This is a genomic window from Gymnodinialimonas mytili (assembly GCF_037544085.1).
Taxonomy (GTDB): domain Bacteria; phylum Pseudomonadota; class Alphaproteobacteria; order Rhodobacterales; family Rhodobacteraceae; genus Gymnodinialimonas; species Gymnodinialimonas mytili.
The window spans coordinates 528,618-547,970 of sequence record NZ_JBBIFW010000001.1 but is presented as its reverse complement, the minus strand read 5'-3'; the positions used below and the strand labels follow the sequence as shown (position 1 = coordinate 547,970).

The 19,353-nt window shown below is 61.1% G+C and carries 14 protein-coding genes; 6 read left to right on the top strand and 8 right to left on the bottom strand.

Annotated elements, in window-relative coordinates:
* Together V8J82_RS02595 and V8J82_RS02590 are read right to left on the bottom strand one after the other, a co-directional pair.
* Complete coding sequence (locus tag V8J82_RS02595) at positions 1 to 2,091, bottom strand: peptidase domain-containing ABC transporter (protein WP_339971844.1); 2,091 nt, start codon at positions 2,089 to 2,091, stop codon at positions 1 to 3.
* Positions 2,088 to 3,797 carry an ABC transporter transmembrane domain-containing protein gene (locus tag V8J82_RS02590; protein WP_339971842.1) on the bottom strand — a complete coding sequence of 570 codons (1,710 nt, stop codon included), beginning with the start codon at positions 3,795 to 3,797 and terminating at the stop codon, positions 2,088 to 2,090. Before V8J82_RS02590 ends, V8J82_RS02595 begins: the two co-directional genes overlap by 4 nt.
* A gap of 179 nt (positions 3,798 to 3,976) precedes the next feature.
* Here V8J82_RS02590 and V8J82_RS02585 point away from each other — a divergent pair, with 179 nt between their 5' ends.
* Together V8J82_RS02585 and V8J82_RS02580 are read left to right on the top strand one after the other, a co-directional pair.
* Positions 3,977 to 6,808 (top strand): PA14 domain-containing protein, encoded by a 2,832-nt coding sequence (locus V8J82_RS02585; protein ID WP_339971840.1) that lies wholly within the window; start codon positions 3,977 to 3,979, stop codon positions 6,806 to 6,808.
* A 145-nt stretch (positions 6,809 to 6,953) separates the two neighbouring features.
* Positions 6,954 to 7,982, top strand: a complete 1,029-nt coding sequence (locus V8J82_RS02580) for an ABC transporter ATP-binding protein (RefSeq protein ID WP_339971838.1) — start codon at positions 6,954 to 6,956, stop codon at positions 7,980 to 7,982.
* Here the strand turns inward: V8J82_RS02580 and V8J82_RS02575 are convergent.
* The 3 genes from V8J82_RS02575 to V8J82_RS02565 form a co-directional block, all read right to left on the bottom strand.
* The gene (locus V8J82_RS02575) at positions 7,979 to 9,739 is read right to left on the bottom strand and encodes an ABC transporter permease (protein ID WP_339971836.1); all 1,761 of its coding nucleotides are present in this window, start codon (positions 9,737 to 9,739) and stop codon (positions 7,979 to 7,981) included. The two genes, V8J82_RS02580 and V8J82_RS02575, sit on opposite strands and share 4 nt — an antisense overlap.
* Complete coding sequence (locus tag V8J82_RS02570; RefSeq protein ID WP_439650027.1) at positions 9,693 to 10,679, bottom strand: ABC transporter substrate-binding protein; 987 nt, start codon at positions 10,677 to 10,679, stop codon at positions 9,693 to 9,695. Before V8J82_RS02570 ends, V8J82_RS02575 begins: the two co-directional genes overlap by 47 nt.
* 383 nt (positions 10,680 to 11,062) lie before the next feature.
* Positions 11,063 to 11,446, bottom strand: coding sequence for a COG4315 family predicted lipoprotein (locus V8J82_RS02565; protein WP_339971834.1), 384 nt, complete (start codon positions 11,444 to 11,446; stop codon positions 11,063 to 11,065).
* A 289-nt stretch (positions 11,447 to 11,735) separates the two neighbouring features.
* Here V8J82_RS02565 and V8J82_RS02560 point away from each other — a divergent pair, with 289 nt between their 5' ends.
* Positions 11,736 to 12,245: an RNA polymerase sigma factor gene (locus tag V8J82_RS02560; protein WP_339971832.1), complete on the top strand. Its 510-nt coding sequence runs from the start codon at positions 11,736 to 11,738 to the stop codon at positions 12,243 to 12,245.
* Positions 12,235 to 13,026: an anti-sigma factor family protein gene (locus tag V8J82_RS02555; RefSeq protein WP_339971830.1), complete on the top strand. Its 792-nt coding sequence runs from the start codon at positions 12,235 to 12,237 to the stop codon at positions 13,024 to 13,026. The genes V8J82_RS02560 and V8J82_RS02555 overlap by 11 nt, the downstream gene beginning before the upstream one ends.
* Here the strand turns inward: V8J82_RS02555 and V8J82_RS02550 are convergent.
* The 3 genes from V8J82_RS02550 to V8J82_RS02540 form a co-directional block, all read right to left on the bottom strand.
* The gene (locus tag V8J82_RS02550) at positions 13,023 to 13,988 is read right to left on the bottom strand and encodes an ABC transporter permease (RefSeq protein WP_339971828.1); all 966 of its coding nucleotides are present in this window, start codon (positions 13,986 to 13,988) and stop codon (positions 13,023 to 13,025) included. The two genes, V8J82_RS02555 and V8J82_RS02550, sit on opposite strands and share 4 nt — an antisense overlap.
* 6 nt (positions 13,989 to 13,994) lie before the next feature.
* Positions 13,995 to 14,900, bottom strand: a complete 906-nt coding sequence (locus V8J82_RS02545; protein ID WP_339971826.1) for a substrate-binding domain-containing protein — start codon at positions 14,898 to 14,900, stop codon at positions 13,995 to 13,997.
* Positions 14,901 to 14,975: 75 nt separating this feature from the next.
* Positions 14,976 to 16,421, bottom strand: a complete 1,446-nt coding sequence (locus V8J82_RS02540) for a xylulokinase (protein WP_339971824.1) — start codon at positions 16,419 to 16,421, stop codon at positions 14,976 to 14,978.
* 170 nt (positions 16,422 to 16,591) lie between these two features.
* Here V8J82_RS02540 and xylB point away from each other — a divergent pair, with 170 nt between their 5' ends.
* Complete coding sequence (gene xylB, locus V8J82_RS02535) at positions 16,592 to 18,043, top strand: xylulokinase (RefSeq protein ID WP_339971822.1); 1,452 nt, start codon at positions 16,592 to 16,594, stop codon at positions 18,041 to 18,043.
* A complete protein-coding gene (gene xylA, locus V8J82_RS02530) occupies positions 18,040 to 19,353 on the top strand; it encodes a xylose isomerase (RefSeq protein ID WP_339971820.1) in 1,314 nt (437 codons plus the stop codon). Before xylB ends, xylA begins: the two co-directional genes overlap by 4 nt.

The following is a 19,353-nucleotide window of genomic DNA, read 5'->3' as shown; positions in this document are numbered from 1 at the left end:
TCAACGCCCTATATTGTTCAACGCGGCTCGCGCCTTTTTCGCACCGGACGGGCCGGTATCACTGACCACCAGACGGCCCTCGGACAGCACCAGAAACCGATCTGCCAAATCCAGGAAGGATCGATCCGCGGTTGCAATGAATAGCGAGCGATCCCCGCGTTCGGCCGCGACCCAATCCTTGAAACGCTGACGCTGCATGTCGCTCAGTCCTTGGGTCGGCTCGGCAAACAAACATATCGCCGATGGCCGTGCGATTGCGCGCGCAAGGGCAACTGCCTTTTTGACGCGATCCGGCATGCGCGCCAGCGCCTGTTCGTTGAAACGGGTTTTCAGCCCGTCCGGCAGCACCGATGTGTCGTCGATCAGATCCATGATTTCGAGGGCCGCATGCATATCCGCCTCTGATGCCGAGGGGGCAGCCAGGCGAAAATTCTGCTCGGCAGTGCCATAAAACAGAACCGGCTTCTGCGTGGAATAGGTAATGGAGCGCCGCAACTCATCGCTTGGGATTTGCCGAATATCGACGCCGTCATGTTCGATCGTGCCGGCGGTTTGGGTCGTAAGACCGTCAATCAAATCTAGCACTGCGCCGCGGCTGGCGACATCTCCGCCAAGGATGGCCACCACCTCGCCCGGTATGCAGTCGAAACTGACTTGGGACAGGAGCGCGGCGTTCTTTGGGTCCGGCCGATATGTGACGGCCGAAAACGACACGCCTCCGTTCAATCTGCGATGGTGGGATTGACCGATCCCCAATCGGCTTTCCTCCGGCAGCTTGAGCAGCCGGTCCGCCAGCGTTCGACTTTTGCGAAAAGCGAGGATCTGCGGAATGTTGGTGTGCAATGCGTGGATGGGGGAGAGGACTTTCGCGACAAGCGCGATCACAGCGATCAGCACGCCGAAGCTGGTCTGACCCATCATTGCAGAATGCGCGCTGATAACGATCGCTCCGACGGTGGCGAGCGCCGTAATGCTTTGCGTGATTGCAAGCATGGTGTTTTGAAACAGGCGCGCCCGACGATGGGCCTGTTCGGCGGTGGCCACAAGCGGCTCGGTCCGGGCCATCCATTGGTTTTGCAGGCCGAGGTTGAATAACGTTTTCTGATGGGCGATGGCGTCATGCAGTGCCGTTCGGCTTTCCGCACTGGCCGTCCCGGCCTCTTGATCCAAGCGTTGCTGTACCGGAATGCTGGCAACGCTGATGATGACGAACACGATTGCGACGAGCATCGTCAGAACACCCACGAGAGGGGACAGATACAGGATCACAGCGAAAAAGATCAGTGCAAATGGCAAGTCGAGCAGAGTGCTCATGACCTGGCCGGTGAAGACCTCGCGCAGTGCTTCGAATTGCCGAAACCGCATGAGTTGCTGATCCACACCTGACTTTGTCAGTTGGGACAACGGAAGCGCCATCAATTTCCGGAACAGCGCAAGCGAGAGATCGCGTTCCCCCTCTCGGCCGATATGGGCCAGGGCGAGCGTCCGGGCGTGGCGGAAGCCGAAATCAGAGATCAGGATCACACCCATGCCGATGGCCAGGGCGGTCAAGAATTCGACGGAGCCGGTTGGAATGACACGATCATATATCGCCATGATCAAGAGCGGTGCCAACAATCCAAGGACGTTGCTGAACAAGGAGGTCAGGACAAGCCATGGCACCATCGGGCGCAGCGCCCCGAAAGCTTCGGCGACGGATGTGGTCTCTGCCGCCGCAGCCATGTGACGAAACCGATCGATCCGAACCAATGTGCAGGTCGACCGAGTCGATGGCCGTATCGACGGTTTTGCCCCATCGCCATTGCTGACCAACATGGATGCGCCGTCGATATCCAATACGATGTAGCAGGGACGATCTTTGGGGAAGACGAGCGCCGGGCATTCCTCAGGCGTGATCACATCTTCACGGCACTCGATTACAGTATGTGGAACCTTGAGGTTCTCCAGCGCGTGTATGATGTCATCTGGCGAAAGCTGATCCGACATATGTGGAAATGCCTCGACAATGGCATCTTTGCGGCCCTGCCATCCGCCTATCTGCAAGAGTTTTTCCAGAAATGTGCTTGCTTGATGGGTGTCGATTGCGGTCATGCCACACCTTTTCGTGGTGATGCATCTGAGTCGGTTTCTTGCGCTTCGTCCTCCGTCCAATCGCGCATCGCAGCGACAACGCTTTGTGGGCGCAGATCAATCGTCATATCCGCAATCTTGCGAAACCTCGGGTCGGGGCTTGCCACCAGGATCGTTGGCCGTTGCGATAGGCCTGTCAGACAGGTGCACAGCGCGTCCCGCTCCGGCGCGTCGAGAACCGCTGTGGGTTCGTTCATCAGCAGGATCCGCGGGCGCAATGTAAGTGCGCGGACCAGCGCGATAAGCTGGCAATTGGCCTCATCCTTTTGGAACAGGGAGGTCGCATCGAGCATCGTGTTGTAACCGTTCGGAAGCCGGTTGATCCGTTTGCCGAGGCCAAGCTTATCGGCGAACGCCTTCGCTCTGGCGACCTGCTCGGCATCGCCGAATGCGCTGAGATTATCCAGCAATGTGCCTTCGAAAATCGAAGGCGTATCTTCAAGGGTGATCAATCCGTTCGCCCCGCGCTTTGAAAGCATCGCCGTTGCGGGATGGCCGTCGATATGAAGGGTCCCGAAATCAGGTGTCGATTGGCCGCTGACATAGCCAAAGAAGGTTGCCGCCGACCAATTGTCGGCGCAGTCGATATGCGCGATGGATCCGGGCGGGACGATACAGGAGACATGGTTGAACGCGATGTCGTGCTGGTTCGGGCGGAAAGCTGCAACCCGCGAGACTTGAATTTCCCCGGTGACGGACCAATCAAGGTCGTCTCGTTGGTGGGATTGCTTGATGGTGTTGATCTCGTTGAGTTTGGCTTTCGATGTGGCGATGGACTCGGATTGCACCCAAAAAGTCATAAGCTTCAAAAGCGGCTGCATCACGCGTCCATTCAGCATCATACAGGCGGCCAGTTCTGCAACGCCGATATAGGAATTGATGACCAGATAAGCGCCAAACAGCCCCAGGGCCGAAACAGACAGCTGTGAAAAGATCGCCCCAAAATTCTGCGTCACACCGGAGAATTTGATGAGCCTGTGGCTTGAAGCGACGGTCTGCTCTTCAAGACGCTCATAGCGTCGCGTCATTTGGTGTTCCATGGCGTTGGCTTTGACCACACCCATGCTGCCAAAGACCTCCGACAAGAAGCCGTAACGTCGTTCGTCGAGCGTTTTGCGCCCTTTGAACAGATCCCGCTGCAAGAGCTTTATCGAGGCGGAAAAGGCCAAGACGGTGATCAAACCGAGGATTGGAACAAGGGCAAGAAGCCCGCCGATCAGTCCGATGAAAAGGATGAAAACTGCGGTAAAGGGCAGATCGATGGCAAGCGTCTGGTTGTTGCCCGAGGCGTGATCGCGCAATGATCCCAGTGCCGCGCTGCGCTCAAGATGCACGGCGACCGGCGTTTTTGCGTATTCGGCCGTATCGGCGGTCAGGGTTTTCGCGAGAAACTGTCTGTGATTGGCAAGCGCCCCATCTTCGGCTGAAGCGCTCAGCAAAACCGACCGGCAAATGCGCAAGGCAAGCTCGAATATGGCAGAGATGACCAGGGCCAGGGTCAGCATCATCAATGTGCTGCCGGATTGGAAAGGGATGACCCGTTCAAACACCTGCAACAACACGATGGGCATTAACAGTCCCAGCGTATTGAGTGTCAGCGAGGCCACGAATACGGGCGTATCAACTGCGGTTGAGGATACCCGACTTATGAACGTATCTTTTGGCATCATGCCTGGCGTCGTTTTGAATTGGCCTCGAAAATGAGCGCAAGGTCTTAACGGGCGATGAGCGAAGGCAAAAAGTCCCGGAACAAATCGTCTAAAATCCGGGCGACTTTATAAGCAAAAATTCAACAAGATGGCTCTATGGCTGATGGGCAAATTGCTTTGCGAAAGATGTAGTCATCATGGCCGAACAGACCTTGCAGCCCGGCACCGCCAGCCCCATCGACGATCGGGAACAGGACGAGAAAGAAGAACTCGCTTCCCAATTCGCGCGCGGCGCTGAGATCGTCCAAGATGACCCAACGCGCAGCACATTGCACACTGGCCATGACTACACGGGCGAAGGGGTTGAGAGGGTCTCCCCCGAGGGTGCCCCAGTCATCTCCGAAGCGGAGCCTGTTCAAAATGCCGAACACGGCGCCGGTCCCGACACAGATCCGCAGGCGGTTCAAGATGCATCGCAGATGATGCCTTCGACTCGATCAGGCGCCGATACGTCTGGGGCGCCATCTGGGCCGCAGCCGCGTGAGGCGGCAGAGATCGAGATGGTGCAGGGCACAAGCGCACAGGCCTCCACCACGACCGCCGCACTGAATCCTCCACAAGCGACGGAAGATGGGTCTGCCCCCCCGGCCAGCGATATCGAGGTCCCCGCGGCGATGGCGCCCGCTGAGAATTCAGCGGAAGACGCGCCAAACCAGGCTCCCGATCAGATAGAACTTTCCAATGCGACGATCGCTGAAAACGCGTCCGGTGCCGTTATCGGCTCACTTCAGGCGGTTGATGCGGATCAGACCGATGGTTTCGAATTCACCGTCTCTGACGACCGGTTTGAGATCGTCAATGGCGATCTGCGCCTCAAACCTGGCATCTCGCTTGACCATGAAGAGGCAAGCACAATCGACTTAGATGTCACGGTGACAGATGCCGCTGGTGCGACGCTGACCCAAGCCTTTACGATCAACGTTGCCGATGTGAACGAAACGCCGATCAGCGTGACGCTCTCAAATGGCGCGGTTGCGGCAAATGCGGACGGGGCTGTCGTCGGAGCCCTTGATGTTGTTGATCCGGACCTGGGTGATCAACATGTCTTTCAGGTCTCCGATGATCGGTTTGACGTGGTCGATGGGACCCTGCGCTTGAAATCGGGCGCGCAGTTAGACCCGGCCGAGGGCGACACGCTTGACGTGCAGGTCACCGCAATCGATACAGGCGGTGAATCCGTGACCGCCGTGTTTTCAATCGATGTGGTGGATGTGCCGCAAGCTGAGGTGTCGACCGGTTTCCACGCGCGTTACTTCGATGTCGACCACACCATTCGGCGCCTGGATGACATCGACTGGTCGCAAGACCCAAGTCACCAAGAACTCACCCAGGATATCAACTACAAAAACGGCCATGGATCTTTTTGGGAGGACGGCGCCATCGACACATTCGGCGCCCAGATCACCGGTCATGTCGAGGTCGAAGAAGGAGGGACATTTAACTTCTTCCTCGGCGGAGATGATGGCGTCATCCTGTTGATCAACGGAGAGGAGGTCGTGGTTGACGATGGTGAACATGGCTACCGGACCCGCAATGGCGAAATCGAACTGGACCCCGGCACGCACCATATTGAACTGCGCTATTTCGAGAATTACGGGCGCGCTGGCCTGAAACTGGAATGGGAAGGGCCGGGTATCGACGGTCGCGAATTGGTGACCGCACCTGAAATGCCCGAGGCGCAGACGGTCAGCGGTATGCCACTATCGCTATCCGCAGCCCTGGATGGTGCGCCCTTGCCCGATGGGTCTAGCCTGACATTGATGAACTTGCCGGCTGGCACATTGGTTTCAGCGGGCGATGACGTCGCCACGATCCCCGATAGCGGCAGCGTTGATGTGACAGGCTGGGATACAAGTTTGCTGAACATCACGCCGCCGGTTGATTTCATCGGAATGGTGTCCGCGGAATTGACCATGACCGTACCGGTCGAGGGCGGAGACGTCGCCGTGTCGACCCTGGCCATTCCGTTTGAAGTGAATGAAGCAACGATCACGCCACCCATGGCGGAATTGTCCGCCGGCTTTCATGCCAGCTATTTCGACGTCGATCACAGCCTGCGTGCATTGGACGATATCGACTGGGATAGCTCGCCAACCCATGAAGAAAGCGTCAAGGAAATCAACTACGAAAACAGCAGCGGTGCCTTCTGGGAGGGCGGTGCCAAAGACACGTTCGGTGCAAAGCTGACGGGTCAATTCTCTGTCGAAGAAGGCGGATCATACACCTTTTTCGCTGGGGCGGATGACGGCGTTTTGGTGCTGATCAATGGAGAGGTGGTCGTCGATAACGATGGCCTGCACGGATATCGTACCCGACAGGGTGAGATCGAGCTTGAGCCCGGCACCTATGATGTCGAGGTGCGCTATTTCGAGAATTACGGACACGCTGGCCTGAAACTGGAATGGGAAGGGCCCGATACCGATGGGCGTGAATTCGTGCGCCCGGATCCGATCAGCGGCATCGAAGAAAACGGCACCCTCAATGTGTTTGTTGATTTCGATGGGACCGACAGCGCACAGCTCCAAATGACCGGGTTGCCGTCCGACACGATTGTGATCAGTGGCGATATGTCCGTTGTCTCGGATGGATCGCCCATCGATCTATCCGAATTCAATCTCAACACACTGGAGATATCGCCACCGCCTGGCTTCGAAGGTCTCATTGAGGGGGAGATCCTCGCCACCGATCAGGCCTTTAACGGGTCCGAGGTCACATCAACCTCGTCGTTTTCGTTTGTCGTCGGCGATGCGGAGAACGCGCAAGACAGCGCCAAAGACGACTATGCCCAGGCCAGCGAGATGGAGCAAAGCGAAGCGTCCGCCCAAAGCGCGGGTTGGGATTCCGATGCAGATCCAGAAGAATCTGACCAAGAGACCGAAGATGATGTGATGTCCGAGCCGGTCTATAAGAGCGGCAGCTGCGACGGGATGGAGGTCTGTGTCGAACACCATGATCGCCCCGATTGGTGATGAAGACAGACAGCTGAGGACCACGCCAACCGCAACCTAAGGCGCACGCTGACGAGGTTGACCGGCTGACATCTGAACCAGGCGCGTCATCTGACCTGACGCGCACCGCCGTCGTTTCGTTACAATTCTCGGGTAACGAGCGCTGATGGGGATTGATTTAAGACGTGTTTCCAAAACCTTCGCTGGACAGAGCGCCGTCGACGGTATCACCTGTCGCATCGAGCCCGGCGAATTCTTCGCCATTGTCGGCGCGTCCGGATGTGGAAAATCCACCCTTTTGAGATTGATTGCAGGGCTTGATCCCGTCAGCGACGGAGAGATCCTGATCTCAGGCGAACAAGTCAGCGGACCTGAGCTGCATCGTCCGCCCGAGGGCCGGAATGTGGGTTTCGTGTTCCAATCCTACGCCTTGTGGCCGCATATGAATGTTCGCGGCAACGTCGCCTTTCCTGCAGAAATGGCGGGGATGGGCCGCTCTGAGGCTGCAGGCCATGCCGACCGACATCTGCAAACCGTCGCGCTTGAAGCTTTCGCCGAACGCAAACCCGCGGATTTGTCCGGTGGCCAGAGGCAACGCGTGGCCCTGGCCCGCTGCCTGGCCCAGGGCGCCCAGACGATCCTCATGGACGAGCCGCTGGCCAACCTGGACCCGCATCTGCGCAACACGATGGAGCAAGAATTGGTGGCGTTCCATCGGGCGTCCGGCGCGACCACTATCTACATCACCCACGATCAACGCGAGGCGATGGCCGTAGCTGACCGCATGGCGGTGATGTCCGCCGGTCGGTTCTTGCAGGTGGCGCCGCCGACCGAGATCTATGCCCGGCCGTCCAGTGCCGAGGTCGCGCGGTTCATCGGGGCCGGGTCGATCCAACCTCTCACCTGGCGCGGATCTCAGGCTTATATGGCCGATATGCCGGTCCCGATTGCGGGCACGCCCGGCGCAAAGCAGGCATTGATCCGACCCGAAGATGTCGCATTGGTGCCAACGGATGGGGCCGATCTGGTCGGCCATGTCACCTCCGCCTTGTATCGCGGCGGCCATTGGGAGGCCGACCTCAGCGTCGCCAGCTTGCCCGCGCCTGTCTCGGTCTCATCGCGCCTGTCGCTTGAGGTCGGCGCGACCATCGGCCTGAAGATCACCGGGGGTTGGGCACTGCCCGGTCCAATCTAAAGCCGCCATGGCACCACACCGGGCGGCAATCTGCGCCCCAACATGTCCAGCGCCACCATCAAAAACACGGTTGCGATCACTGTGACCGCTGACATCGCGGCAGCAAGCGTTGTCGATCCGCCATCTTCGTAATTGTAGATCGTTGTGCCGATGGTCTCGGTGCCGGTCGACCACAGAAGGGCCGAAACCGTGACCTCGTTATAGGCCGTCAGAAATACCAGAATGGCGCCGGAGGCGGCGGCCGGGGCGACCAAGGGCAGGGCGATCCGCCACATCCGTGCGCCGTAACCCGCACCCGCCACCTGCGCCGCCTCGTCCAACGCCGGATCAAGTTGCAGGAATGCCGCCGATATTGGTTTGAGCGCAACGGAAAAGAACGCGCAGAGATAGGCCAACAAGATGATGGCAAGCGTGTTGTAGATCGAGATGTCCAAGATAGGCAGGGGGCGGATGAACGCCAGAATGAACGCCACCGAAATCACCAATCCGGGGATCGCATAGGTCATGTCCGCCAGCGTCGATAGACCCAGCCCGACCCGGCGACCGGCGCCTTGCGGTCCCGCCAATACCTTCGCCAAAAGGATACAAAAGCCTGCGATGATCGCGGCTGCCAGCCCGGCGATGAATGTCGAATTGCGAAACGCGCGTGCGGTCACCGATTGGTCGAATAGGACCTCGCGGAAATTGTCAAATGTGATCGTGTCAGCGTTCAGGGGGAGACCATAGGTCACCACCAAAGCGGTCCCGAACAGTGCCGTGATGGGCAGCAGGAACGTCACGATCACCAGCGCGGCCAATCCGCCTTCGACCAAGGGGCGCGCGCGGCCCAATGCAATGCGCATCGCCTGTTGCGGTGCGCCGATCAGCGCGTTCCGGGTTCGTGACAGCAATGTTGTTTGCAGCAGCACCGCTGTTACCGCGACAAGCGCCAGAACCGCCGAGATCACCGCGACATCGGCCAGCATTGATGGTCCGAAGGCCGATAGACGCTGCCAGATCAGCACCGGCAATGTCACGTAGCGCCCGGGAATTCCCAGCAAGGCCGGAATGCCGAAATTGCCGAGGGCGGCGACGAAGGCCAGCCCGTAAGCTGCGATCAAGGCGGGCGCCAGCAGCGGCAAGATAATCCGCCGCAACATAACCACGCCACCGGCGCCTGCGACGCGCGCGGCGTCCGACAATTCCCGCGGCAGCGCGCGCAATGCCGCCAGAACCACCAAAAACACCAGCGGCATGTTTTGAACCGACAACAACGCGATGACACCGCCCCGCCCGTAGAGCGGATGCGGGCTGCCGGGCGCCGGTGCAATCCCAAGCGTATTCAATATCGGTGACGAGGGGCCCATCGCCTGCACCCACGCAATGGCGGTCACATGGGGCGGGATCATCATCGGGATCAGCAGTAAGAAGGTGAACAAAGCCTTCCCGCGCACATTCGTCAGCCCCACCAACAGCGCCACGCCCGTTCCCGCGATCAACGATAGAAATGCGGAGACCGTGGCGCTTTCCAGTGATCGCCAAAGCGCGCGCGGGACCGAGCCCTGGCCCAGCATTTCCAGTGCCGGGCGCAGCGAAAACCCCGCCCCATCGCTAAGCCCAACGCGGGCCAGAAGACCCAAGGGGAACACGAATAGCGATGCGGCAAACACACATAAAACGGCGAGGGTCACGCCCTCGCCGCTGCGCATGTATCGTAGGAAGTCGCTCAGCTTATTGGCCGAAAATCTCGACAAACCGTAGCCGGTTGGCATCGGCATTGGCCAAAGCCTCGGCAGGGTCGAACCCCATCAGCGTGATCTCCGCGCGTGAAGGAAAGCCTTCGGGGGGTGCGATGTCGGGATGGGCCGGAAGATAGCCCTGATCAGCGGCTAATTGCTGACCCGCGGGGCTGAGCAGGAAATCGACGAATGCCTGTGCTGCTGGTACGTTATTCGCGGTGGACAGGATCGCAACCGGTTCGGTCACGGCGGAAACGCCCTCCTCCGGGAAGACAAACGCGACGGGTGCACCATTGGCGATCTCGCGGATCGGCAGGAAATCGACGACGAAGCCAAACATCTGCTCACCGCCCGCGACGGCGCGATAAGTGCCGCCATTGCCGCCCTGCGGGTTGGCGCCTTGCTCGGCAAGGCCTTCATACAGGTCCCAGCCCAGATCGGGGTGCGACGTCAACGCGGCCATGTGGATCGTCGCGGCCCCCGAGGTCAGCGGCGACGGCATCGCGATCTGGCCCTGTGCCTCATCGCGCAACAAATCCGCATAGGAGGTCGGCACAAAGGGCGCAGCCGTGTTGTAGACGATGCCCGTTGTGATCAGTTTGGTCGAGAAATAGTAGCCCTCGGGATCCATGATCGCCGGATCGTAGGCCGATATATCGGCGTCAGGATAGGCCATCAGACGCCCCGCTTCCTCAAGGCCCTCCATCGTGACCATATCTGCGATCAGCAACACGTCCGGCTGCGGGTTGCCCGCCACGAATTCGGCCTCCAACCGGGCCATCATCGCCGTTGTACCGTCGCGAACCCAATCCACCTCGACATTGGGGTAGGCGGCCATGAAGGCGTCGACGGTTTGCTGGGCATCTTCGTTGGGCTGCGATGTGTACAGAACAAGCGGGCCGGAGACGTCGGTATTTTGGGCAAAGACCGGCGCAGCAAGCATCGCGGCTGACAGCGCCAGGGGCAGAATCCGTGTCATCTATCGTATTCCTCGTCGTCAAATCACGTCCCGTCTGGCGAGACCAATCTATCGTAGCGAGGGTACGTAACACCCAGTCGGCTTGCCCATGACACTTGTGTAACGGTCGCTATGGGCCGCAAAGGCGCCGTCACGTGCCGGGCGCTGGTGCACCCGGCGGACAAGGTCCACCGCACCGGGCAAAAAAACGCGACCGCAGGGACATCCCCACGGCCGCGCTACGCTACTCAAATTACCTACTAAAATCGCTTTGTTCAAAATTCTTTGGGCCACTGCCCCGGCCGATCAGCGTGGGGACACCGCCGCCTTTGCCGATTTGACAAAGGGTCCGGCCAGGGCAGTGGGCTTCAGAAAAACCGAATGGGGAAACGTTCGGCCCTTCCTTAGTTTTGCGCCACGAACCAAACGCCGCCGACACCGTGGCCCGTGACATCGCCGGGGGCCGCATCGCCTTGCCAGAAATACAATGGCTGGCCGTTCAGCGCCCATTGCCGCGCGCCATCGCGGCGCGTGACAATGCCAAGCGCACCCTCGGGCTGTGCCGTGTCCGCGGCCAGAAAGGGTGGCCATGCGCTGGCGCAATTGTCGTAGCAATTCGACTGGTTCGGCGCATCTTGCGTAAAGGTGTACAGCGTCATGTTGCCATCGGCTGCGGCAATGACTTGGCCCAATTGGGTGTCGATGCCCACCACCGGCTCAGCGAATGAGGGTGCCGCCACGGCGGCTGTGGACAAGGCGAGAAAAGCGGCAAACAAGCTGCGGTGCATATGAAAAATCCTTCTGTCAAAGTCATGCTCGGCGACGCTGTGTTGCGTCCCTTGCTGCCTCGACTACGCCTCGGGTCATCGCTTTATTCGCGGGGTGTGCACTTTTTTTGAAATTTTTTTGCCGGGTCGCGCGTAGACCCAATGAAACAAAGTAAGTTCAGGTGCGCCGCGTATGGGTTTGGTTGCAAAAATATCTAAGGATGAGGTGTTGAGTTGCACCCAGCCGCGTCCCGGGTCAAAAAGAGCGGGCTGGTCGGTGTGGCCAGTTACCGCCGGGGGTATCAGCGCTGTGTCCAGCGATCTGAAACGCGATTTGATCGGCCTGTTGCCGCGCTTGCGGCGCTTTGCGCGGTCGCTCACGCGGTCCGCACCGGAGGCGGATGATCTGGTGCAGGAGGCCTGCCTGCGGGCTATCAGCCGTGCCGATCAATGGGATCCCACGCAGCCGCTGGATCGCTGGGTGTTTCGTATCATGCGCAATCTGTGGATCAGCGAGTTACGCAAAAATACCGTGCGCGTGGGACAGGGGCAGGTGCCCGCCGACGAGGCGGATGAACTGCGCTCTGTGGACACCGGCGAGGCCGCCCTGGCCGTGACCGAGGTGCAATCGCACATCGCCCGTCTGCCCGAAGATCTTTCGGCGGTTTTGTTGACCGTGTCGGTTGAAGGCTACAGCTATGCCGAGGCGGCGGAATTGTTCGAGATCCCGATCGGAACGATCATGAGCCGGATCCATCGCGCCCGAAAGCTGCTGGCGCAGGCGATGTCAGATACCGGGGGGGCGTCCCATGGCGTTTGATGAAGAAAAGCTCAGCGCCTTTCTGGATGGTGAATTGTCGCCCGATGAAACCCGCTCGGTCGAAGCCGCGCTGGAGGCCGATCCCGCCCTGCAGCGGCGTTTGGAAGATTTGATGGCCGCCGACACTCTGGCGCAACGCGAATTCGCCGCTGAGTTGGATGAGGCAGTGCCGTTTGCGCTGGCCGCAGCAATTCAGGGCGCGCCCGAGGCGCCATCCAAGCCTGCGAATTCGCCCGAGCCGGTGGTAACCCGCCGCTCGTCCTTCGGGCTTATCGCGGCTTCCCTTGCGGGCGCTTTGGCGATTGGCGGCGGCGCCGGGTTCCTCGCCGGTCAGAACACCACGCCCGAACTGGCCTCGGCGGGGGGTGGCTGGCTGGAGGATATTGCCGATTACCACGCCATCTATGCCGAGCAGGTCCGCCATCTGGTCGAGGTGCCCGCCGAGGAAGCGGCGCATATCGAAACCTGGCTCAGCGCCACCTTGGAGACCGAGGTGCGCATCCCCGATCTCAGTGGAAAAGGCCTGCAATTCGAAGGCGCGCGCCTGTTGGTGGCCGCCGGTCGGCCGGTGGCACAATTGGTCTATACCGATGGCGACCGGGCCGTGGTGGCTCTGTGTCAGATCCAATCCAACGCGCCCAATACCGAATTCGCGAGCCGCACAATCAACGCGTTCGATATGGTCACTTTTGGCAATGATGGGTCGAATTTTGTGGTTGTCGGCGATGCGGGGCGTCCGGATCTGCGCGCGATTGCCGAGGATGCGGCGACGCAGGTCTAGCGCCGCCGCGCCTTGGAATAGGATGCGACGCCCACCGCGGTGATCACGATCAGCCCGACCAGGATCTCGCGCACATAGCTGTCGACGCGCATTTGCGTCAGGCCGTTGTCCAGGATGCCCAGCATCACCACGCCCACCAGCGTATAAAGCACCCTGGGTTCGCCTTGCCGGGTCATGGTCATGCCCAGAAACACCGCCGCGATGGCGTCCAGCATCAGGCCCGCGCCCTGCGTTGGATTGGCCGAGGCGACGCGCGCCGCCAGCATCAGGCCCGCCGTCGCGGCGCCAAGACCGGTCAGCCCGAAAGCCAAGATGCGCAACCACGTGACATTGATGCCCGACAGGCGCGCGGCCTCTCGGTTGCCGCCAATCGCATAGAGCCGTCGCCCGGGTACGGTTTTGTGCAGCAGGAACCAACAGGCAAAGATCACCGCCGCCGCGCAGAGCGTCAGGAAGGGCAGGGCGACCCCCTCCAATCCCAGCCCGTCCAATGGGACACCGCCCCGGGCAAAGCTCGAAAAGCCCGCCGGGATATCGCGCCCGAAAATCGTGCGCCCGTCACTGATCAGAAAGGCTGTCCCGCTGAAGACGGTCAGCGTGCCGAGTGTCGCCACGAAGGGAAGAATGCCGAAAACGGATACCAGCACGCCATTGAACACACCGCCGCAGAACCCCACCAGCAACGCCGCGCCAAGGCCCACCCAAACCGGGTAGCCCGCCACGAACAGCATCGCCGCCACAATGCCCGCCAGGCTTGCCATCGACCCCACGCTCAGGTCGAAATCCCCCATCACCATCACGATGGTCATGGTCGCCGCCACCACCGCCAACATGCTGAGTTGTTGGCTGATATTGATCAGGTTGCGGGGCGTCAGAAACGTGTCGGGCAATTGCCAGGCAAAGAAGGCGATGATGCCTGCAAAGCCCAGCAAGGTGCCCGCTTGGCGCAGGCCATGGCGCATGTCGGCCTACTCAGCGGCGTTGGCGATTGTCACCATCTGCGTCGGCACATAGATCACACGCTCGCGCACCTCCTCGCCGGCCATCAGGCGCCCGGCCACATCTGCAGCGGCCGCCCCGATCCCGATGAAATCCTGGGCAATTGAGGCCTCGAAATTGCCGCCCGCGGCAATCGCGTCCCGCGCCTGTGGGTTGGCGTCGATCCCGGTGATCACAATGCCTTCCCCGCCGCGACCCGCCGCTTCGATGGCCTGCAAGGCGCCGAGGGCGGGTTGATCCCAGGCGGCCCAAACCGCCGCGATCGAACCTGGCTCGGGATTGGCGGCCAGCACCGCCTCCATCTGCGCGCGGCTATCGGCGATCCCCCCATCCGAGACGTCAGGCGTGATCCGGTCCAGCACCTCGATATCGGGGAAATTGCCGAAGACCGCATCGGCGATCACACCGCGGATCTGAACCGGCGGGAAAGCGTCGAAAACGAACATCACCACATTGCCCGCGCCCTCTATCCGGTTGGCGGCGTAGACAGCGGTCTCTGCGGCCATCGCGTACCCGTTCGAGGTCACGTTCACGGCGACCAGCGGGTCACTGCCCGCATCCATGCCGATCACCGGGATGCCCGCATCGGTGGCAGCTTGCAGGCCAACCCCCACCTGGGCCGGGTCCACGTTGATGACGATGGCATCGACATTCTGCAGCACCACGTCTTCGATCCGGCTGATCACGGCGGCCACATCCCCCGCCGTGTCGATCACATCGACCTCCCATCCCCGCTCGGCTGCGGCGGCCTCGAACCCTTCGACATAGGCCTGGGTGCCGGGCTGGGCGAGGTAGGGCGTGATCACCGCAACGCTTTGGGACCAGGCCGCGCTGGCGGATAGGGCGATGGCTGCGGATGCAAACAGGATCTTCATGGACGGGTCTCCTCCCAATACGTTTTGTTTTATGGCGCCCATCCTAACGATTGTGGCGCGGGTCAAAACTGTTTTTCACCGATTGGCCGCAATCAGGCGTTTGCCAAGATCGGCATGGATCTCGATGGCCTCGCGATAAAGCTCATAAAGCGTGTTGTAGCGCGCGTGGGCCTGGTCGTCTGGTGTGTAAACTCGATCGAACCGTGCCAACGCCGCATTAGCCTCGGCATAGCTGTCATGGATCCCCGCCCCAATCGCCGCCATGCTGGCCGCACCCAAGGTCCCTGGTTCTCCGGCGGCCAGCACGTGCAGCTCTTTGCCCAAAATGTCGGCGCGGATCTGTGCCCAAGGGACAGAGCGGAACCCGCCGCCGCCACATCTGATCCGCGCGCCCGTGACATCGGCAGAGATCTCCAGCACCTCCAGCGCCATTCGGGCACTGAACGCGACGCCTTCATAGACGGCGCGGGCCAGGTCCGTGCGATCTGTCTGGCGGCTGAGACCCAGAAACGCGCCCCGCAGATCGGCATCCCAAAGCGGCGCGCGCTCCCCTTCCAATTGCGGCAGGAAAAGCGGCGTGGCGGCGCTGCGGGGGGCGGTGACCTGATCGGCCATATCGCTCAGCGTCAGGCCCTGCGTTCCGGCAAACCAGGCCGCCGCGTCGCCACCCGCTTGGGTGGGGGCCGCGTGCAACCGCACCCCATCGCAATCGGCAAAGACAATGGCGCCGGGGGTCGGTACCACTTTTCTGGACGAGATGCCCAGGATCTCGCTGGTGCCGCTGAGATACATCATCGTGCCGTCCCGCGCCCCGCCGGTGCCGACCAAACCGGCCCAGGCATCCATCGTGCCGCAGATCAACGGGGTGCCCCGGAACGGGCCGCTTTGCACCGCCCCGATCTGCGTGCAGGGTTGGGCCAGTGGCAGGATCCGGTCCGCCGCGCCGGGCACCATGTCCAACGCGCCGGACACATGGGCCAGATCGGGGCCCACCAGACCGATATTCGACAACGGATCGCTGATCGCCGCACCGGTCAGATGAAACAGGCAATAATCCTTGGGCAGCATGACATAGCGCGTTTGGTCCCAGATCTCGGGCCGGTGTCGCGCCATCCAGGCCATCCGCGACAGGACATTGCTGGCATCGATGGGCATCGGCGCCCCCCACCAATCCTGCTTCTGTGCGGGGCTGACCTGCGCATCGAGGCCTGCGGCCTCTTCCGCCGCGCGGCCATCCTGCCACAGGATGGCGGGTGCCAGGGCCGTGCCCGCCGCATCGGTGAACACATGGGTGTTCACCTGGCTCGTCAAACCGATTGCGGTCACGTCATGCCCGGCAAAGGCCGCCAAGGCCGCGTTGACCAGGCGCATCCAATCCCGCGGATCTTGCTCGACATGCCCATCCCGGGGGCGCAGGGTCGCGTAGCCTTCGGAAAACGTATCTAAAACCGTGCCATCCGCATCGATGATCGCGGCCTTGACCGAGGTTGTCCCGACATCAATCCCAATTGTGCGTGCCATATCCCGATCCCTCCGCATGGCAGAGTTCCTCATCCGGGTCCGGTGCGCCAGCCCAATTTCACCGCTACACCAATCGATGCGGAAAGGCTTGACACGTCGCCGATCTCATGAAATTTTTTACTCACTAAAATAATACAACTGCCCCGCGCTTGGCGGTTTTGGGAGGACATATGTATCTGGGATTGGACCTGGGCACGTCAGGCATCCGGGCGGTGCTTGTCGACGCCGATGGGCGCGTGACGGCCGCCGCCGAGGCGAGCTACGGCGTGCAGCATCCCGCCCCGGGATGGAGTGAACAAGACCCCGCCGATTGGATCGCGGGCTGTTCAGAGGCCGTGGCCAAGCTGCGCGAGGCGGAGCCAACCGGCTTTGCCGCGATCCGCGCCATTGGTCTGGCCGGTCACATGCATGGCGCGACCCTGTTGGATGCCGCCGGTGACGTCCTGCGCCCCTGTATCCTCTGGAACGACACCCGCGCCGCGGCGGAGGCCGCGGATCTGGATGCTGCGGTCGATGTGCGCGCGTTGTCCGGCAACATCGTCTTCCCCGGCTTCACCGCGCCCAAATTGCGCTGGGTCGAAACACATGAGCCTGAAATCTTCGACAAGATTGCCAAAGTCCTGCTGCCCAAAGACTACCTGCGGTTCTGGCTGACCGGCGATTATGTCGCCGAGATGTCGGATGCCGCCGGAACCACGTGGTTGGATGTCGGAGCCCGCGCCTGGTCTGATCGGTTGCTGCAAGCGGGCCATATGCGCCGCGATCAGATGCCCGATCTGGTGGAAGGCTCCTCGCCCTCCGATCAATTGCGCGATGCCTTGCGCAGCGAATGGGGCCTGGATCACGCGGTAATCGTGGCGGGCGGCGGTGGCGACAACGCGGCGGCGGCCTGCGGTGTCGGCTGTTTGCAAGAGGGGCAGGGCTTCGTGTCGCTCGGCACGTCCGGTGTGCTCCTGGCCGCGCGTGACAGCTTCGCGCCGGAACCCGCGACCGCCGTGCATACCTTCTGCCACGCGGTGCCGGATCGCTGGTATCAGATGGGCGTCATTCTGGCAGCCACCGATTGCCTGAATTGGCTCGCCCGCACCATGGATGCGCAGGCGGCAGACCTGGCTGCGCGGCTGCCGGATCGGGTCGATGGCCCCTCGGATCTGCTCTTTCTGCCCTACCTTTCGGGGGAGCGGACGCCGCACAACGATGCCGCCATCCGGGGCGCCTTTGTGGGCCTTGATATCGGCGCTGACCGCAATGCGCTGACCGCCGCGGTGATGGAGGGTGTCAGCTTCGCCCTGCGCGACTCGCTTGAGGCGCTGCGGGCCACCGGCGCGGACCTCTCCAGCGTGCTGGCGATTGGCGGCGGCACCCGCTCACGCTTTTGGCTGGAAAGTCTTGCAACGATCCTGGGCCTGCCTCTGCGCCGCCCGGCGGATGGCGAATTTGGCGCGGCGCTTGGCGCGGCGCGGCTTGGCATGGCCGCCGACGGCGCCGCAATTGATCAAATCATGACACCGCCCCCCGTCTCCGAGACCATTGACCCCCGCGATGATCTGCGCCCGGCCTATGACGCCGCCTATGCGCGCTATCGCTCTCTCTACCCGAACATAAAGGCAGCCCTGACATGAGCACTGGTTTCTTTGGCGATATCGACCCGATCCCGTTTGAGGGGCCAGATAGCCGCAATCCTATGGCCTTCCGCCACTACGATCCCGACCAGATGGTGATGGGCAAGCGGATGGAAGACCACCTGCGCTTCGCTGTCTGCTACTGGCACAACTTCGTCTGGCCCGGGACCGACCCGTTCGGCGGCCAAACCTTTGACCGACCCTGGTTTCCCGCCAACAATATGGAACTGAGCCGCCACAAGGCCGATGTCGCGTTCGAGATGTTCAGCCTGCTCCGCGCGCCCTACTTCACGTTCCACGATTTCGACGTGAAGCCCGACCATGACAGCTTCGCCGACAATCACCGCGATCTGATGGAGATGCGCGATATCTTCGCCGCCAAGATGCAAGCGACCGGCGTCAAGCTGCTTTGGGGCACGGCCAACATGTTCAGCAATCGCCGCTTCATGGCCGGTGCGGCGACCAACCCCAACCCCGATGTCTTCGCTTATGCCGGTGCGCTGGTGAAATCCTGCATGGAGGTCACCCACAGTCTGGACGGGGAAAACTATGTGCTCTGGGGCGGGCGCGAGGGGTATGAGACCCTGCTGAACACCGATCTTGCACAAGAAGATGCGCAGATGGGCCGCTTCCTGAACATGGTGGTCGAGCACAAACACAAGATCGGCTTCACAGGCCAGATCCTGATCGAACCCAAGCCCCAGGAACCCACGAAGCACCAATATGATTTCGACGTCGCGACGGTCTACGGCTTCCTCAAGCGCCACGGGCTTGAGAATGAGGTAACCGTGAATATCGAACAGGGTCATGCGATCCTGGCGGGTCATACGTTCGAACACGAAATCGCCACCGCCGCGGCTTTGGGCATTTTTGGTTCCATCGACATCAACCGCAACGACTATCAGTCGGGCTGGGATACCGATCAGTTCCCGAATTCTGTCTCCGAGGTGGCACTGACCTACTACTACATCCTGCAAAATGGCGGGTTCGGCGCGGGCGGTACGAATTTCGATGCCAAGTTGCGGCGCCAATCGATTGAGCCGGACGACCTTTTGATGGCCCATATCGGCGGGATGGATATCTGCGCCCAGGCGCTCAAGGCCGCCGCCGCAATGATCGAAGAGGGCACCTTGCCCGATTTCGTCCGCGACCGATATGCCGGTTGGCAATCGGCCGAGGCGCAGGCGATGCTGGCCGGTGAACGCTCGCTGGATGACTTGTCGGCGCGGGTGCTGGCCGAGGATTTGCAGCCTCAACCCGTGTCGGGGCGCCAGGAATACCTCGAAAATATCGTGAACCGGTACATCTGA

Excerpts from the sequence above, each read along its gene's own strand:
- V8J82_RS02545 (WP_339971826.1), bottom strand. The coding sequence starts at position 14,900 with ATGAAGATCCTGTTTGCATCCGCAGCCATCGCCCTATCCGCCAGCGCG.
- xylB (WP_339971822.1), top strand. The coding sequence starts at position 16,592 with ATGTATCTGGGATTGGACCTGGGCACGTCAGGCATCCGGGCGGTGCTT.
- V8J82_RS02550 (WP_339971828.1), bottom strand. The coding sequence starts at position 13,988 with ATGCGCCATGGCCTGCGCCAAGCGGGCACCTTGCTGGGCTTTGCAGGC.
- V8J82_RS02540 (WP_339971824.1), bottom strand. The coding sequence starts at position 16,421 with ATGGCACGCACAATTGGGATTGATGTCGGGACAACCTCGGTCAAGGCC.
- V8J82_RS02575 (WP_339971836.1), bottom strand. The coding sequence starts at position 9,739 with ATGCCGATGCCAACCGGCTACGGTTTGTCGAGATTTTCGGCCAATAAG.
- V8J82_RS02565 (WP_339971834.1), bottom strand. The coding sequence starts at position 11,446 with ATGCACCGCAGCTTGTTTGCCGCTTTTCTCGCCTTGTCCACAGCCGCC.
- xylA (WP_339971820.1), top strand. The coding sequence starts at position 18,040 with ATGAGCACTGGTTTCTTTGGCGATATCGACCCGATCCCGTTTGAGGGG.
- V8J82_RS02580 (WP_339971838.1), top strand. The coding sequence starts at position 6,954 with ATGGGGATTGATTTAAGACGTGTTTCCAAAACCTTCGCTGGACAGAGC.
- V8J82_RS02555 (WP_339971830.1), top strand. The coding sequence starts at position 12,235 with ATGGCGTTTGATGAAGAAAAGCTCAGCGCCTTTCTGGATGGTGAATTG.
- V8J82_RS02590 (WP_339971842.1), bottom strand. The coding sequence starts at position 3,797 with ATGCCAAAAGATACGTTCATAAGTCGGGTATCCTCAACCGCAGTTGAT.
- V8J82_RS02570 (WP_439650027.1), bottom strand. The coding sequence starts at position 10,679 with ATGACACGGATTCTGCCCCTGGCGCTGTCAGCCGCGATGCTTGCTGCG.
- V8J82_RS02595 (WP_339971844.1), bottom strand. The coding sequence starts at position 2,091 with ATGACCGCAATCGACACCCATCAAGCAAGCACATTTCTGGAAAAACTC.
- V8J82_RS02585 (WP_339971840.1), top strand. The coding sequence starts at position 3,977 with ATGGCCGAACAGACCTTGCAGCCCGGCACCGCCAGCCCCATCGACGAT.